This window comes from Mesorhizobium robiniae (genome assembly GCF_040545535.1).
GTDB classification, from domain to species: domain Bacteria; phylum Pseudomonadota; class Alphaproteobacteria; order Rhizobiales; family Rhizobiaceae; genus Mesorhizobium; species Mesorhizobium robiniae.
Genome location: NZ_JBEPMC010000006.1, coordinates 410,843 through 425,246 on the forward strand (window position 1 = coordinate 410,843; position 14,404 = coordinate 425,246).

Annotated in this window: 14 protein-coding genes; 4 read left to right on the forward strand and 10 right to left on the reverse strand. The window is 61.9% G+C overall.

Features of this window, described 5'->3' with window-relative positions; translation table 11 throughout:
* Positions 1–126: 126 nt before the first annotated feature.
* From ABID19_RS19250 to ABID19_RS19265, 4 genes are all read right to left on the reverse strand, one after another.
* Positions 127–1,932, reverse strand: coding sequence for an ABC transporter ATP-binding protein (locus ABID19_RS19250; RefSeq protein ID WP_354492502.1), 1,806 nt, complete (start codon positions 1,930–1,932; stop codon positions 127–129).
* A gap of 385 nt (positions 1,933–2,317) precedes the next feature.
* Positions 2,318–2,731, reverse strand: a complete 414-nt coding sequence (locus tag ABID19_RS19255; protein ID WP_354492572.1) for a GNAT family N-acetyltransferase — start codon at positions 2,729–2,731, stop codon at positions 2,318–2,320.
* Between the two features lie 39 nt (positions 2,732–2,770).
* Positions 2,771–4,486, reverse strand: coding sequence for an NAD+ synthase (locus tag ABID19_RS19260; RefSeq protein ID WP_354492503.1), 1,716 nt, complete (start codon positions 4,484–4,486; stop codon positions 2,771–2,773).
* Between the two features lie 64 nt (positions 4,487–4,550).
* Positions 4,551–5,264, reverse strand: a complete 714-nt coding sequence (locus ABID19_RS19265) for a DNA-3-methyladenine glycosylase I (protein ID WP_354492504.1) — start codon at positions 5,262–5,264, stop codon at positions 4,551–4,553.
* A 90-nt stretch (positions 5,265–5,354) separates the two neighbouring features.
* On the opposite strand from ABID19_RS19265, the gene ABID19_RS19270 reads away from it, so the two are divergent.
* Together ABID19_RS19270 and ABID19_RS19275 are read left to right on the forward strand one after the other, a co-directional pair.
* Positions 5,355–5,918 (forward strand): DUF1003 domain-containing protein, encoded by a 564-nt coding sequence (locus ABID19_RS19270; RefSeq protein ID WP_354492505.1) that lies wholly within the window; start codon positions 5,355–5,357, stop codon positions 5,916–5,918.
* Positions 5,915–6,511, forward strand: coding sequence for a DedA family protein (locus ABID19_RS19275; RefSeq protein ID WP_354492506.1), 597 nt, complete (start codon positions 5,915–5,917; stop codon positions 6,509–6,511). The genes ABID19_RS19270 and ABID19_RS19275 overlap by 4 nt, the downstream gene beginning before the upstream one ends.
* Positions 6,512–6,514: 3 nt before the next feature.
* Here ABID19_RS19275 and ABID19_RS19280 read toward each other — a convergent pair whose 3' ends face one another.
* From ABID19_RS19280 to ABID19_RS19290, 3 genes are all read right to left on the reverse strand, one after another.
* Positions 6,515–7,102 (reverse strand): hemerythrin domain-containing protein, encoded by a 588-nt coding sequence (locus ABID19_RS19280; RefSeq protein ID WP_354492507.1) that lies wholly within the window; start codon positions 7,100–7,102, stop codon positions 6,515–6,517.
* Between the two features lie 102 nt (positions 7,103–7,204).
* Positions 7,205–7,564, reverse strand: a complete 360-nt coding sequence (locus ABID19_RS19285) for a diacylglycerol kinase (RefSeq protein WP_292218147.1) — start codon at positions 7,562–7,564, stop codon at positions 7,205–7,207.
* A 74-nt stretch (positions 7,565–7,638) separates the two neighbouring features.
* A complete protein-coding gene (locus ABID19_RS19290; protein ID WP_354492508.1) occupies positions 7,639–8,058 on the reverse strand; it encodes a GFA family protein in 420 nt (139 codons plus the stop codon).
* A gap of 224 nt (positions 8,059–8,282) precedes the next feature.
* On the opposite strand from ABID19_RS19290, the gene ABID19_RS19295 reads away from it, so the two are divergent.
* Together ABID19_RS19295 and ABID19_RS19300 are read left to right on the forward strand one after the other, a co-directional pair.
* Entirely contained in the window at positions 8,283–8,549 is a 267-nt protein-coding gene (locus ABID19_RS19295) for a type II toxin-antitoxin system ParD family antitoxin (protein WP_354492509.1), read from the forward strand.
* Entirely contained in the window at positions 8,546–8,992 is a 447-nt protein-coding gene (locus ABID19_RS19300) for a type II toxin-antitoxin system RelE/ParE family toxin (protein ID WP_354492510.1), read from the forward strand. Before ABID19_RS19295 ends, ABID19_RS19300 begins: the two co-directional genes overlap by 4 nt.
* A 19-nt stretch (positions 8,993–9,011) precedes the next feature.
* Here ABID19_RS19300 and ABID19_RS19305 read toward each other — a convergent pair whose 3' ends face one another.
* From ABID19_RS19305 to ABID19_RS19315, 3 genes are all read right to left on the reverse strand, one after another.
* The gene (locus tag ABID19_RS19305) at positions 9,012–10,385 is read right to left on the reverse strand and encodes a class II 3-deoxy-7-phosphoheptulonate synthase (RefSeq protein ID WP_354492573.1); all 1,374 of its coding nucleotides are present in this window, start codon (positions 10,383–10,385) and stop codon (positions 9,012–9,014) included.
* Between the two features lie 179 nt (positions 10,386–10,564).
* On the reverse strand, positions 10,565–14,062 hold the full coding sequence (mfd, locus tag ABID19_RS19310; RefSeq protein ID WP_354492511.1) for a transcription-repair coupling factor: 3,498 nt from the start codon (positions 14,060–14,062) through the stop codon (positions 10,565–10,567).
* A gap of 12 nt (positions 14,063–14,074) precedes the next feature.
* The gene (locus tag ABID19_RS19315) at positions 14,075–14,362 is read right to left on the reverse strand and encodes an FAD assembly factor SdhE (RefSeq protein WP_354492512.1); all 288 of its coding nucleotides are present in this window, start codon (positions 14,360–14,362) and stop codon (positions 14,075–14,077) included.
* Between the last annotated feature and the right edge of the window lie 42 nt (positions 14,363–14,404).

Here is a 14,404-nt window from a genome sequence, read left to right on the forward strand (position 1 = left end):
GTCCTAGCGCATCGGCCCGAAATCGGAACCGATTTCGGAAAGCACGATGCGCAGATTCAAAGTGTTAGAGCGTACTTTGTGCGTCCAAGTGGACGCACGTCGCTCTAATGGACGCGCAGCACTCCGTCAGATCACCAGTCCCTTGGTCAATTCGAGAGCCTGGCGCTCGAACAGCCGGCGGTAGATGCCTCCTTGCAGCCGGATCAGCTGATCATGCGAGCCCTCCTCGACGATGCGGCCGCGATCGAACACCAGAAGCCTGTCCAGCGCCCGCACCGTCGAAAGCCGGTGCGCGATGACCAGCGTCGTGCGGCCGACCATCAACCGCTCCATCGCCTGCTGGATCAGCACCTCCGATTCCGAATCGAGGCTGGATGTCGCCTCGTCCAGAATGAGGATCCGCGCATCGGCAAGGAAAGCGCGTGCGATCGCCACGCGCTGGCGCTCGCCGCCCGATAGTTTCACGCCGCGCTCGCCGACCAGCGTGCCGTAACCCTTCGGCAGGTCGACGATGAAGTCATGCGCACTGGCTAGCCGCGCGGCATGCTCGATCTCGGCTTGCGTGGCGCTCGGCCGGGCATAGGCGATGTTCTCGGCCAGCGACCGGTGGAACAAGATCGGCTCCTGCTGGACGATGGCGATCTGCCCGCGCAGCGACGCCTGCGCCACCCCCGCAATATCCTGGCCGTCGATCCGGATCGTTCCCGCGTTCACGTCGTAAAGGCGCTGGATCAGCTTGACGAAGGTCGTCTTGCCCGAGCCCGAATGGCCGACCAGCCCGACGCGTTCGCCCGGCGCGATATCCACTGAAAAGTCACGATAGAGCGGCAGGCGGTGGCTGCCATAATGGAAGGTGACGTTGTCGAAGCTGATGCGGCCGTCGGTGATGCGGATCGGCTTGGCGCCGGGCGCATCCTCGATGCCGAACGGCTCGGACTGGAAGTCGACCAGCTCCTCCATGTCGTTGATCGAGCGCTGCAGATTGCGGATATGCGTGCCGATATCGCGCAAATAGCCTTGCAGCACGAAGAACGAGGTCAACACGAAAGTGACATCGCCGGCGCTCGCCTGCCCCCACGTCCACAAAAGCAAGGAGAAGCCGATCACCGCTGTTCTCAGAAGCAGCAGCATCACCCCTTGAGCGGTGCCGTTGACGGTGCCGCGCACCCAAGTGCGGCGTGTGCGGGCGCGCCATCTGGCGACGACTTTGGCAAGGCGCGTTTCCTCGCGTTCCTCGGCGCCAAAGCCTTTGACCACCGCGTTGCAGCTCACCGCATCGGCCAGCGAACCGCCCAGGCGCGTGTCCCATGCGTTGGCAAGCCTTGCCGCCGGCGCGACATAGCCAAGCGACAGCAGCGCCGTCACCGCTATGAACAGCACCGAGCCTGCGGCGACGACCGCACCCATCAGCGGCCAGAACCAGCCGAGCAGCAGCGTCGAGCCGACGAGCATGACGAGCGACGGCAGCAGCGCAATCAGGATCGTGTCGTTGAGCAGGTCGAGCGCCCACATGCCACGGGTTATCTTGCGCACGGTCGATCCGGCGAAGCTGTTGGCATGCCAGTCGGTGGAAAACCGTTGAACACGGTGGAAGGCGTCGGCGGCAATGTCGGCCATCATCTTCAGCGTCAGGTCGGTGATGCCCATGAAGGCGAGGTTGCGCAGAACGACGCCCGCCAGCGCCAGCGCCACCAGCATGGAAAACGCCGCCATCGCTGCGTTCCACGCGATCTCATCGGCCGTCGCGCTGCTGGCGACGGCATCGACCAATCGCCCGGAATAGAGCGGCGTCAGCACGTCGGCCGAGGTCGACAGCAGGAACGTGCCCATGATGAGCGAAAGCCGCCACGGCTGGCGCCGCCAATGGCTGAGCGTGAAGCCAAGGACAGTGCGAAAGGCGCCCGCGCGCAAATCTATCTGAAAACGAGCCATGATGTCATTCGGGCGCAAACGAGCCCGGTCCCGGTAAGGTCGAAAATTGAAAAAACCCGCGTTGGGCGAATTAGCGCCCGGGAATGCGGAGGTTCGGCATATTTGGCGGCTCGCCCGAATACGGGCGGCGACCGGCATCGACGAACGCCTGTTGTCGGATGGGCTAGGCCGTGAAGGTGAAAACCTTCCGACGCGCCATCTGAGACCTAGGCTTCGCGGCCTCGCATAACGATGTCAAATCCTGCCATTCGGTCCTCCCACAAGGGAATCGCGGAGAAAGTCTTATAGAGACGCCTCGACACGTCGCCAAGCCAGAGAGCTACTGAAAGCACATCTGGTCTAACCAGTGAGACCATTTTGCAACAATCGCGGGTTGTACGCCCGCTCAGGCTGCCGCGATGCGGTCGAGCCTCATGTAGCGGCCATCTGTGGACGGCCTGAAGCCGAGCTTCTCGTAGACCGCATGGGCATCGTTGGTCGACAGGCTCCAATGGGTGACTGTCGTACAATCCGGATGATCGATAAGCGCCTGGACAAGCCGGGTACCAATGCCTCGCCCGCGATATTCCGGCCAGACGATGATATCGGCGAGATAGGCAAACACCGTGCGATCGGTGATCGCCCGGCCGAAACCGATTTGCTTGCCGTCGAGATAGGCGCCGACGCAAAGCGAATTGGCAAAGGCGCGGCGATGGAGTTCGTCGCTGCGCCCGCTGCCCCAGTAGCTTGCCATCAACAGGTCGGAGGTCGCCCGGAAGTCGAAGCGCGACACGTCAAAGCTGATTTCACAGTCGGGCATGGCTGCGGCGTTGATCATTCTGGACAGCCGAAATCGCGCCTATCCGCCATCCCTGAACCGGTTGGTGATGGGATAGCGGCGGTCGCGGCCGAAATTCTTCTTGGTGATCTTCACGCCGGGCGCCGCCTGCCGGCGCTTGTATTCGGCGATATAGAGCAGGTGCTCGACGCGCGTTACCGTCGCCCGGTCGTGGCCGCGGGCAACGATCTCGTCGACACCCATCTCGTTCTCGACCAGACACTCCAAGATGTCGTCCAGCACCGGATAGGGCGGCAGCGAATCCTGGTCCGTCTGGTTCTCGCGCAGTTCCGCCGACGGCGCCTTGTCGATGATGTTGTTCGGGATCACCTCGCCGGAGGGGCCTAGCGCGCCAGGAGGCACGTGCGTATTGCGCCAGCGCGACAGCGCGTAGACCTGCATCTTGTAGAGGTCCTTGATCGGGTTGAAGCCGCCATTCATGTCGCCATAGAGCGTGGCGTAGCCAACCGACATCTCGCTCTTGTTGCCGGTGGTGACCACCATCGAGCCGAATTTGTTGGAGATCGCCATCAAAATGGTGCCGCGCGCGCGGCTCTGCAGGTTTTCCTCGGTGATGCCTTCCTTGGTGCCCTCGAAAAGCTGCGTCAGCGCATGCAGGAATCCCTCGACCGGCTCGAAGATTGGCACGATGTCGTAGCGGCAGCCGAGCGCACGGGCGCAATCCTCGGCGTCCTTGAGCGAGTCCTTAGAAGTGTAGCGGTAAGGCATCATCACGGCGCGCAGCCGTTCCTCGCCGAGCGCATCGACGGCAAGTGCGGCGCAGATCGCCGAATCGATGCCGCCGGAAAGTCCGAGCACCACATTCTTGAAGCCGTTCTTGTTGACGTAGTCGCGCAGGCCCAGCATGCAGGCGCGATAGTCGGCCTCCTCCTTCTCCGGGATTTTCGACATCGGCCCTTCGGAGCAGACCCACACTTCGGGATTATTTCCATTTTGTGCGCCCGCGGCGGGGCGGCTTCTCTTCCAGGTGGTGACGTTGACCGTCTCCTCGAACTGGCTCATCTGGAAAGCCAACGTCTTGTCGGCGCCTATGGCAAACGACGCTCCGTCGAAGATCAACTCGTCCTGACCGCCAAGCTGGTTGGCGTAGATGATCGGCAATCCGCATTCGATAACCTGTCGAATGACTATCTGGTGGCGAACGTCGACCTTGCCGCGATAGTAGGGCGAGCCGTTCGGCACCAGCAGGATTTCAGCGCCGCTTTCGGCCAGCGTCTCGCAGATGCCGACATCGCCCCATATGTCCTCGCAAATCGGAATTCCCAGACGCACGCCGCGGAAATTGACCGGCCCCTGCATTTCAGGGCCGGCCTGGAAGACGCGCTTCTCGTCGAACTCGCCGTAGTTCGGCAGATCGAGCTTGTAGCGCTCGGCAAGGATCTTGCCGCCATCGGCAACGATGATCGAATTGTGCGTGCCGCTCTTGCGCTTCAGCGGCGTGCCGATGATGACGCCCGGCCCGCCATCGGCGGTATCGCCCGCGAAATCCTGCGCCGCCCGCTCGCAGGCCTTCAGGAATGCAGGCTTCAGCACCAGATCCTCCGGCGGATAGCCGGCGAGGAAAAGCTCGGTGAACAGCACGAGGTCGGCGCCCTGCCGGGCGGCATCCGCCCTCGCCTCGCGCGCCTTGGCGAGATTGCCGGCGACGTCGCCCACCGTCGGATTGAGCTGGGCGACGGCGATGCGCAATATGTCGGAAGCGGTCTTGTCGGTCATGCCTGCTGACTTAGCGCGGCAAAATCGCCTGGGCAATGGCGTTTGCTTGGACCAATGTTCTGTCCTATTCACCCATATATTCGCGCAGCGCTTCCGGCGAATGGTTCTCGCCGATCGACATCGCCAGAATGCGCGAAATGTGCCGACGCGGCAGGCTGGTTTCCGCTGCCCAGGCATTGATCTGGTTCTGGATCTTATCGAGATCCCTCTTCGATGTCGGGTTTTCGGCGATGTCGAGGCCGGCGTCGCGAAGTGCAGCTGCCATGTCGGTTGAGACAATGAAGGCATCCCACTCCAGCCAGCGCAGAAAATACTGGCCTGTGTGGCCGCCAAGCCGGCTACCATGCTTGCCGAGATAGGCCATCAGCCCGACCTGGTCGTCGGCAGGCCAAGCGGCGAGGAATTCGCCGAAGCCGCCATGCTCCTTCGACACCCGCTCGACGAAGGCCGCGTTGTCGCGGACGGATTTGATCTTCTGCGGGTTGCGCACGATACGCTGGTCGAACGCCAGATCGTGCCAGAAATCGTCCGGCTGGAACAGCAGCCGCTTCGGCTCGAAGCGGAGGAATGCCTCTTCGAAACCAGGCCATTTCTGCTCGATGACGCGCCAGACGAAACCAGCGGCGAAAACACGCTCGGCCATGGTCGAGAGGATGCGGTCGTCGGTAACGTCAGCCACAGCGGCGTTGTCGGGCATAGGCCCCAGCAGCGATGCTAGGGCCGCTTCCCCGCCCTTGCGTTTGGCCGCGCGGGCGCGGATTTTTTGAAAATCCATCATTGTTTCCTCACCTTATCGCGTCAATCTACCACTTCCCGTGCGAACCGGCAGCCTCTAGGTCTATCGCGGACGCTGACGACGGAGGCGACAATGAACAAGACGATCGAAGAGCTGGCAAACCGCTGGCTGAAGCGAAGGCCAGACGGGTTAAGTGCGCTTGAGAGCCAGGTGCTGAAATCAACGCTCGAACGCACCACGATCGCGAAGGACACCAATAGGGCTGTCGCTTTTCACCAGACGTTTGGCGACCGCCTCGCCGACAGCATCGCCCGGATCGGCGGCTCGTGGTCCTTCATTGTTGGCTTCATCGTCTTTTTGATTCTGTGGACATCAGGCAATGTCTGGCTTTTGTCGCGCGCCGCCTTCGACCCCTATCCCTTCATCTTCCTCAACCTTATCCTCTCCATGGTCGCTGCGCTGCAGGCGCCGGTGATCATGATGGCGCAAAACCGCCAGGCCGAGCGCGACCGCATCGACGCCGCCCACGACTACGAGGTCAATCTCAAGGCCGAGATCGAGATCATGGCGCTGCATGAGAAGCTGGACGAACTGCGCCACAGCCAGATCGTCGGCATGCGCGACGAGATCGCGCAGCTGACCGAACAGGTGAAGCGGATCGATGAGATTCTGTCGAAGCAGCGGACGCGTCCATGACGGATGCCATCCACAATCTCATCGAACAGTATGGGCTGATTGCCGTCTTTCTGGGCTGTATCGCCGAGGGCGAAAGTGCCGCCCTGCTTGGCGGTTTTTTCGCGCATCAGCATGTCTTCGTCCTGTGGCAGGCGTTTATGGCGGCCGCCATCGGCGCCTTTGTCGGCGACACTTTCTTTTTCACCCTTGGCCGAAGCTTCGCCGACCATCCGCTCGTGATCAAATTGAGGAGCCGGCCGGGCTTCAGCCACGCCTATCGTCTTGTCTCCAGCCATCCCGACATTTTCGTGCTGTCGAACCGCTTTATCTATGGCCTGCGGCTGGTCGGCGGCATCGCGGCCGGACTGTCCGGTATTGCCGTGACGCGCTTTGTCATCCTCAACGCCATTTCATCGATCATCTGGGCCGCATTGTTCGGCACCATCGGCTATGTCTTCGGGCTGAGCGCGGAGCGCATCGTCGGGCAGGCGCTGGCCCGTCACGAGCGACTGCTGATCGCTCTGGCGATTGGCCTGGCAGCGGCGATCCTTGCGTGGTTCATCGCCCATCACGTCGCCAAGAAAGAACGTGCCAAGGACGCTAAGGAAATGTGAGGATCAGTCGACACCGAGCGCCCGGTCGCCACGGTCGAGGATCAGCGGAATGATCAGGTCTTCCTCATCGGCAAGGTGCCGGGTCAGCATGGCGATCAGGCGGCTGTTCTCGTCGGCATAGGCATCGGCAGCAAAGCGCTGCTTGTCCTCGCTCTCCTGAAGCGTGCGGATGAAGGCGTTCGCCGTCTCGGCATTGCGCTCCAGCCCTTCATGGATCGTGTGATGATCGGCATCGAGAATCTCGAAACCGCGCTTCAGCCTTGTCTCCGCCTTGGCGAACGCCGGAAAATAATGATGGTCCTCGACATTGTGGTGGCCGTCGAGATTCCCGAGAAAATGGTTGAGGCGCGGCGCGAACCAGCGAGCAAACTCCGGCGCCGTCAGCCTGCCCTCGCGATAGTCGCCAATGCCGTTGGTCAGCATGCCGCCGAGCTCGCGGAACATGTCGTGCCGCTGCAGCCACATGTTGGCGATGCCGTGAATGTTGGAATGTGCCTGCCAGACCTCTCGCGGATATTTTTCGGTCAGCCAGCGCAGATCGTCCGGCAGGCCTGCCCGCTCGAGCAACAGAAAATCGGCGGCTTCCGACATGACGGTCTCCTCAGGCCATGATCCCGAAAAGCGCATGCCGGTTTTCGGAATAGCTCATGGTCGGGATCAGGCCGTGGTAACCGTCATGTAGTGCCTGAAGCGTCAGATCGGTAGGCCCAAGATCCGCTCGATGATGGCGATGCCCCAAACGCCGGCAACGATCACCACCGAAATCAGCACCGCCAGCGAACCGCAGTCCTTGGCGAGCTGGATATCGACGTTGAACTCCCGGCTGAACGCATCGCATGCCGCCTCGATGCCGGTGTTCAGCACTTCGACCATGATCAGGAGCAGCACCGCGCCGATCAGCAGCGCATAGCCGCGCCAGGACACCGAAACAAACCAGCCGAGCGGCAGCGCCAGTACGAGCAGCATCAGCTCCTGCTGGAAGGCTTTTTCGCTGGCGGCCAATTTCTGAAACGCCCGCACCGAATTGAAGAAAGCATCGATCAGCCGCTGCATACCAAACCTTTCCGAATCACCGGCAGGGGATAGCGCAATGGCCGGATCAAGGGAATAAGGCTATCGCTGCAAAATCATTCGTCGGCGACCTTGATCGACGGGGCCGACCTTTCGAACTGGGGCAGCGTATCGTCGATCGAATAATAATCTCCTTTGTCGCCGACGAAGATATGGCTTTGGCTGGAGAGGCCTGACGGCCTGTCGAAGGAGCCGGCCATGATCGAAATCGAGTCCAGTTCGCCATGCTTCCAAAACAGTAGCGAACCGCAGGTGCTGCAGAACCCGCGCTTGGCCACATCGGAAGCACCATACCAGGTGAGCGCATCCTTCCCTTCGATATCGATGTCGGCGTCCTTGGCAGCGGTTGCGGCCACGAAATGCCCGGTCTGCTTCCGGCACTGCGAGCAATGACAATAGATCACCCCGCGCAAGGGTCCCCGCGTCTTGAACCGCACGGCTCCGCACAGACATGATCCGCTATGATTGTCATCCATCTCGGCCTCCAAACGAAATCGCCATCCCCGGCATTCCGGTAGGATTCCAGCTTTATAGCCGCCGCGCACGAGCAAATGCGACATAAAGCGGGCGTGTTCGAACTGCCAGCTATGAAACCGACCTCGACCCGAAAACACCAATCTGGCGGTGCGCTAAAATTGCGATTGACAAAGATTGCCAAACTCTCATTTATCAGGCGAAGCCCAGAGGCGGAGGAAGCGATATGGCAACGATGAACGTAAGCCTTCCAAGCGATATGGTCGAATTCGTGGACCATGAAGTCGCTCAAGGCGGTTACGGCTCCTCGAGTGAAGTCGTCAGGGAAGCGCTGCGCTTGCTGCGACACGAGAAGGCCCAGCAGGCGGAGAAACTCGCCATCCTTCACCGCGAAATCAGTATTGGGGTGGAAGCCGCCGACGCAGGACGCTTCTCGAAGAAAAGCGTCAGTGACATCCTCGACGAGGTGATACTCGAATCACCCAAGAGATGAGGCACGAGCTTACCGAACCCGCCGAACGCGATATCAGGGACATCTTGCGAAATACGATGCAGATGTTCGGTCCGAAGCAAACCCGTGCCTACGCGCGCATCATCGAACTCAGTATCCAGCTAGTCTCGGAAGATCCGGATCGACCAGGTTCCATCGAGCGCGCCGAACTCGCTGCGGGTGTTCGACTGCTGCACCTGGAGATCGCTGCGAGAAGGCGCGGAGGTGCCGCGCATTGCCTTTATTATATGAAGGGTCGCCTTTCGGACGAGACGATCGGCGTCATTGTCGTTCGAGTGCTTCATGAGCGCATGGAACCACGGCATAGAGTGATCAGAGCACTCAACAACATAGCAAGAGCCAAGGGAGGCAGCCCGGAGATGCCCGACGGCGATGAGCCGTCCAGGGGTTCCTCAGGGGCCGGGGATTTCTCCGGCGCTTCATGAATATCGATGCCGACTGAAATCAGCCGTTCACGGCCTGCTTGTGCTGGATCGGGTGGCTCTTCTTGAGCAGGTCCGAGACCAGGAACGCCAACTCGATAGCCTGGTCGGCGTTGAGGCGCGGGTCGCAATGGGTGTGGTAGCGATCCTGCAGCTCCTCGGCGGTGATGGCGCGGGCGCCGCCGGTGCATTCGGTGACGTTCTTGCCGGTCATCTCGATATGGATGCCGCCCGGATGCGTGCCTTCGGCGCGATGCACCTCGAAGAAGGTCTGCACTTCCTTCAGGATGCGGTCGAATGGCCGCGTCTTGTAGCCGGCAGCCTCAATGGTGTTGCCATGCATCGGATCCGACGACCACACCACGCTGCGGCCCTCCTTCTTCACCGCGCGCACCAGCTTCGGCAAATGGTCGGCGACCTTGTCGGAACCGAAGCGGGCGATCAGCGTCAGCCGTCCGGGCTCGTTCTCCGGGTTGAGCAGGTCGATGAGCTGCAACAGGCCGTCCGGCGTCAGCGATGGGCCGCATTTCAGGCCAAGCGGGTTCTTTATGCCACGGCAGTATTCGATATGGGCATGATCGGGCTGGCGGGTGCGATCGCCGATCCAGATCATATGGCCCGATGTGGCGTACCAGTCGCCTGAGGTCGAATCGACGCGGGTCAGCGCCTCCTCGTAACCGAGCAGCAGCGCCTCGTGGCTGGTGTAGAAGTCGGTCTCGCGCAGCGCGTAGTTGGTCTCCGAGGTGATGCCGACGGCCTTCATGAAGTCCATCGTCTCGGTGATGCGGTTGGCGAGCGCACCGTATTTCTCGCCCTGCGGGCTGTCCGAAACGAAGCCGAGCATCCATTGATGCACGTTCTCCAGGCTGGCGTAGCCGCCCTGAGCGAAGGCGCGCAACAGATTGAGCGTCGCCGCCGATTGGCGGTAGGCCATCTCCTGGCGTGCGGGATCGGGAATGCGCGACTTTGCGTCGAACTCGATGCCGTTGATGATGTCGCCGCGATAGCTGGGCAGCGTCACACCACCCTTGGTCTCGTTGTCGGACGAGCGCGGCTTTGCGAACTGGCCGGCGACACGGCCGACCTTCACCACCGGCTGCGCGCCGGCGAAGGTCAGCACCACGGACATCTGCAGGAAGACGCGGAAGAAGTCGCGAATGTTATCCGCGCCATGCTCGGCAAAACTCTCGGCGCAATCGCCGCCCTGCAGAAGGAATGCGTCACCGGCAGCGACAGCAGCAAGCTGCTTCTTCAGCTTGCGCGCCTCACCTGCAAAAACCAGCGGCGGAAAGGTGGCGAGCTGGGCTTCCGTGTTCTTCAGCGCGGCAATATCCGGATAGGCAGGAACCTGCTGGATCGGCTTTGCTCTCCACGAATTCGGCGACCATTTCGTCATCGTTGTACCCAACGCTCTTTCCAGCGGGTGCCATCGCCCGCCATTCGCCCCAATATGGGATCGCGGCTCCATACACGAACCCGATTTCCTATTCTAGACCGGATTTGGACGTGTGGCGAATGGCGTGGCGCGTCAAAACTGCCGGCGTAGTCATTGGCTAAAGCACCAGCAACGCCTTGCTACGCAGCCTTCTCCACCAACCGAGCCAATTGCGTCATGACGACGGCGGATCCTGCCAGCCGCTTTTCAGGTGTTGGCCAGTCGCGGACGAAAACGACGCTGTGATCCGGCCGGATCTTGGCCAGCGAGCCCTGCTCTCCGATAAACCTAACCAGTCCGACGGGGTTCGAGAACTCGCGCTTGCGGAAGTGGATGACGACGCCCTTTGGCCCTGCATCGAGCTTTTCCACATTGGCCTTGCGGCAAAGCGCCTTGATGAAGACGATCTTCAAGAGATGCTTCACTTCCTCCGGCAGCGGGCCGAAGCGGTCGATCAGCTCGGCGCCGAAGGCGTCGATCTCCTCGGTGTTTTCGAGATCGCCGAGGCGGCGATAGAGCGCCAGCCGCAGCTGCAGGTCCGGAACATAGCTCTCCGGGATCATCACCGCCGTGCCGACGGCGATCTGCGGCGACCAGCCGCCATCCTGCACCTCGCCGGAATCCTTCACCTCGGCGACAGCCTCTTCCAGCATCTGCTGGTAGAGCTCGAAGCCAACCTCCTTGATATGACCAGACTGCTCTTCGCCGAGAAGATTGCCGGCGCCTCTGATATCGAGATCGTGGCTGGCGAGCTGGAAGCCGGCGCCCAGCGTGTCGAGCGACTGCAGCACCTTGAGCCGGCGCTCCGCAGTGTCGGTCAGCTTGCGGTTGGCCGGCAGCGTGAACAGCGCATAGGCGCGCACCTTCGAGCGGCCGACGCGGCCGCGCAGCTGGTAGAGCTGCGACAGGCCGAACATGTCGGCGCGATGCACGATCAGCGTATTGGCGGTCGGGATATCGAGGCCGGATTCGACAATGGTGGTCGACAGCAGCACGTCGTACTGGCCGTCATAGAAGGCATTCATGATGTCGTCGAGCTCGCCGGGCGGCATCTGGCCGTGAGCGACGGCAACTTTCAACTCGGGTACGGATTCTTTCATGAAATCATGGATTTCCGAGAGATCACTGATGCGCGGCACGACGTAGAAGGAATGACCGCCGCGGTAGCGCTCGCGCAGCAGGGTCTCGCGGATGACCAGCGGGTCGAAGGGCGAGATGAAGGTGCGCACCGCCAGGCGGTCGACCGGCGGCGTGGCGATCAGCGACAGTTCGCGCACGCCCGTCAATGCCAGTTGCAGCGTGCGCGGGATCGGCGTCGCCGACAGCGTCAGTACGTGCACGTCGCTCTTCAGATCCTTCAGTCGTTCCTTGTGCTTGACGCCAAAGTGCTGTTCTTCGTCGATGATCAACAGGCCGAGATTCTTGAACGAGATCGAGGCGCCGAGCAGCGCGTGAGTGCCGACGACGATGTCGACCGTGCCTTCGGCGATACCTTTTTTCGTCTCGGCCAGTTCCTTGGCGCCGACCAGCCGCGAGGCTTGGGCGACACGGATGGGCAGGCCGGAGAAGCGTTGCGAGAAGGTTTTGAAATGCTGGCGCGACAGAAGCGTCGTCGGGACAACCACCGCGACCTGAAACCCTTCCATCGCCGCGATGAAGGCGGCGCGAAGGGCGACCTCCGTCTTGCCGAAGCCGACATCTCCGCAGATCAGCCGGTCCATCGGCTTTCCAGCGCCCAGATCGTCCATGACCGAATCGATCGCCGTCTGCTGGTCGTCGGTTTCCTCATAAGGAAAGCGCGCGGCGAACTCGCCATAGAGGCCATCGGCCGGCACCAGCGAAGGAGCAGCGCGCATCTGCCGCTCGGCGGCGATGCGGATCAACTGCCCGGCCATGTCGAGCAGCCGCTTCTTCAGCCGCGCCTTGCGCGATTGCCAGGCGCCACCGCCGAGCTTGTCCAATGTCGCTTCGGCTGTGTCAGAACCATAGCGCGACAGAAGTTCGATGTTCTCGACCGGCAGGAACAGCCGGTCGTCGCCGGCATAATGGATTTCGAGGCAATCATGCGGCGCACCGACTGCCTCGATGGTGCGCAACCCGATGAAGCGGCCAATGCCGTGGTCGGTATGGACGACAATGTCGCCGGAGGACAATGCCGAGGCCTCGGCGATGAAGTCGGAAGGACGCTTCTTGCGCTTCGAGCGGCGGATCAGCCGGTCGCCTAGAATGTCCTGCTCGGCGACGACGACCAGTTTCTCGGTCTCGAAGCCGGATTCGAGCGGCAGCACGGCAAGTGCCGCCTGCCCCGGTTCGAGCTTTTCCGCCTCGGCCAGGGTGGCGACCGGCTTGAGATTGCCGAGATGATGTTCCGCCAGGATCTGGCCGAGCCGGTCGAGCGAACCTTCGGTCCAGCCGGCGATGACGACGCGGCGGCGGGCGGCGCGCTCATCGGCAATGTGTTTTACGACGACGTCGAAGACGTTGATGTTGGGATCGGCACGTTCCTCGACGAAGCTGCGGCCATGCCGCGCGCCGGCATGGAAGATTTTCCTCGCGCCGGTGTCGGGCGCGTCGAACGGCGTGAAGTCGATCGCTTCGCGCGGCCCAAGTGAGGCGGTGAGGTTTTCGGGCGACAGATAAAGCAGGTCCGGCGGCACCGGCTTGTAGGGCACGGCGTCCTTCAGCGCGCCGTCCGCTTGCTTCCTGCGCGCCTCATAATGATCGAGGATCAGCGTATGACGTTCTGCCAGCGCCTCATGCGCCAGATGGTCGAACACGACAGGCGTGTCCGGCAGATAGTCGAACACCGTCTCCAGCCGCTCGTAGAAGAACGGCAGCCAGTGTTCCATGCCGGCGAAGCGCCGTCCCTCGCTGACCGCCGCATAGAGCCCATCGTCGCGCGAGGGCGCGCCGAAGGCTTCGATGTAGCTGCGGCGGAAACGGCTGATGGTCTCCGGCGTCAGCGCCACTTCACTCATCGCCTGCAGCGCCATCGACTTGCGCTGGCCGGTGGTACGCTGCGTGGCGGCGTCGAAGACGCGGATCGATTCCAGCGTGTCGCCGAAGAAATCGAGCCGCAGCGCTTCCGTCCAGCCCGGCGCGAACAGGTCGAGAATGCCGCCGCGCACCGCGAATTCGCCGACGCCGCGTACCGTCGGCACCCGTTCGAAGCCCGATATCTCCAGCCGCGATACCAGTGCGTTCATGTCGATCTGGTTGCCGGGTTTGGCGTGAAATGTCTGCGCCTCGACGAGGCTTGCCGGCGGAATGCGCTGCAGCAGCGCATTGGCGGTGGTCAGAACGACGGCGCGGTGCGGTTTTTTCGCCAGCGCAATCATCGCGGTGAGCGCGTCGAGCCGCCGTGCAGCGGCATCCGAGCCGGGCGAGACACGGTCGTAGGGCAGACAATCCCAAGCCGACAGTTCAAGCACCGGCAGGCCGGGTGCTGCGAATGAAAGCGCCTCGACGATCGAGGGTAGGCGTTGGCCGTCGCGCGCCACGAACAGCACTGGCTTATCAGGCGCGATCTCGTGCGCGGCCTGCACCAGCGCAAAGGCTTCATAGCCGTCGGCGACGCCGTCGACGATGAACTGGCCGGCACGGCCCTTGGGCAGACCGATAGTGGGAATCAGGCTCATGGAATCACGTGTTCAGAATGTCATCGCCTGGCGCGACGCCAGGATTTTTTGCAGGACGGCACAGTCGATATCGGGCGGGACGGGGCGTTCGCCTGTGACCACGGCCAGGAATTCGGTATCGGGAATGTCGAGGAGCCTCTCATATTGGTCGAGTTCGTCGCCGGTCAAGGCGCCGATCTCGACGTCGGCGAAACTTCCGAGAATGAGGTCCATTTCACGCATGCCGCGATGCCAGGATCGAAACAGAAGCTTGCGGCGGCGGACGTCGAGCCCCTCGCTGGATCGTCTTGTTCCTGTCATTGTCCCGCATCCTTGCCTGAAGCGGCGCATATAGCGTGGATA

Coding starts and splice junctions, on each gene's coding strand:
- ABID19_RS19250 (WP_354492502.1), bottom strand. CDS start 1,932: ATGGCTCGTTTTCAGATAGATTTGCGCGCGGGCGCCTTTCGCACTGTC.
- ABID19_RS19255 (WP_354492572.1), bottom strand. CDS start 2,731: ATGCCCGACTGTGAAATCAGCTTTGACGTGTCGCGCTTCGACTTCCGG.
- ABID19_RS19260 (WP_354492503.1), bottom strand. CDS start 4,486: ATGACCGACAAGACCGCTTCCGACATATTGCGCATCGCCGTCGCCCAG.
- ABID19_RS19265 (WP_354492504.1), bottom strand. CDS start 5,264: ATGATGGATTTTCAAAAAATCCGCGCCCGCGCGGCCAAACGCAAGGGC.
- ABID19_RS19270 (WP_354492505.1), top strand. CDS start 5,355: ATGAACAAGACGATCGAAGAGCTGGCAAACCGCTGGCTGAAGCGAAGG.
- ABID19_RS19275 (WP_354492506.1), top strand. CDS start 5,915: ATGACGGATGCCATCCACAATCTCATCGAACAGTATGGGCTGATTGCC.
- ABID19_RS19280 (WP_354492507.1), bottom strand. CDS start 7,102: ATGTCGGAAGCCGCCGATTTTCTGTTGCTCGAGCGGGCAGGCCTGCCG.
- ABID19_RS19285 (WP_292218147.1), bottom strand. CDS start 7,564: ATGCAGCGGCTGATCGATGCTTTCTTCAATTCGGTGCGGGCGTTTCAG.
- ABID19_RS19290 (WP_354492508.1), bottom strand. CDS start 8,058: ATGGATGACAATCATAGCGGATCATGTCTGTGCGGAGCCGTGCGGTTC.
- ABID19_RS19295 (WP_354492509.1), top strand. CDS start 8,283: ATGGCAACGATGAACGTAAGCCTTCCAAGCGATATGGTCGAATTCGTG.
- ABID19_RS19300 (WP_354492510.1), top strand. CDS start 8,546: ATGAGGCACGAGCTTACCGAACCCGCCGAACGCGATATCAGGGACATC.
- ABID19_RS19305 (WP_354492573.1), bottom strand. CDS start 10,385: ATGACGAAATGGTCGCCGAATTCGTGGAGAGCAAAGCCGATCCAGCAG.
- mfd (WP_354492511.1), bottom strand. CDS start 14,062: ATGAGCCTGATTCCCACTATCGGTCTGCCCAAGGGCCGTGCCGGCCAG.
- ABID19_RS19315 (WP_354492512.1), bottom strand. CDS start 14,362: ATGACAGGAACAAGACGATCCAGCGAGGGGCTCGACGTCCGCCGCCGC.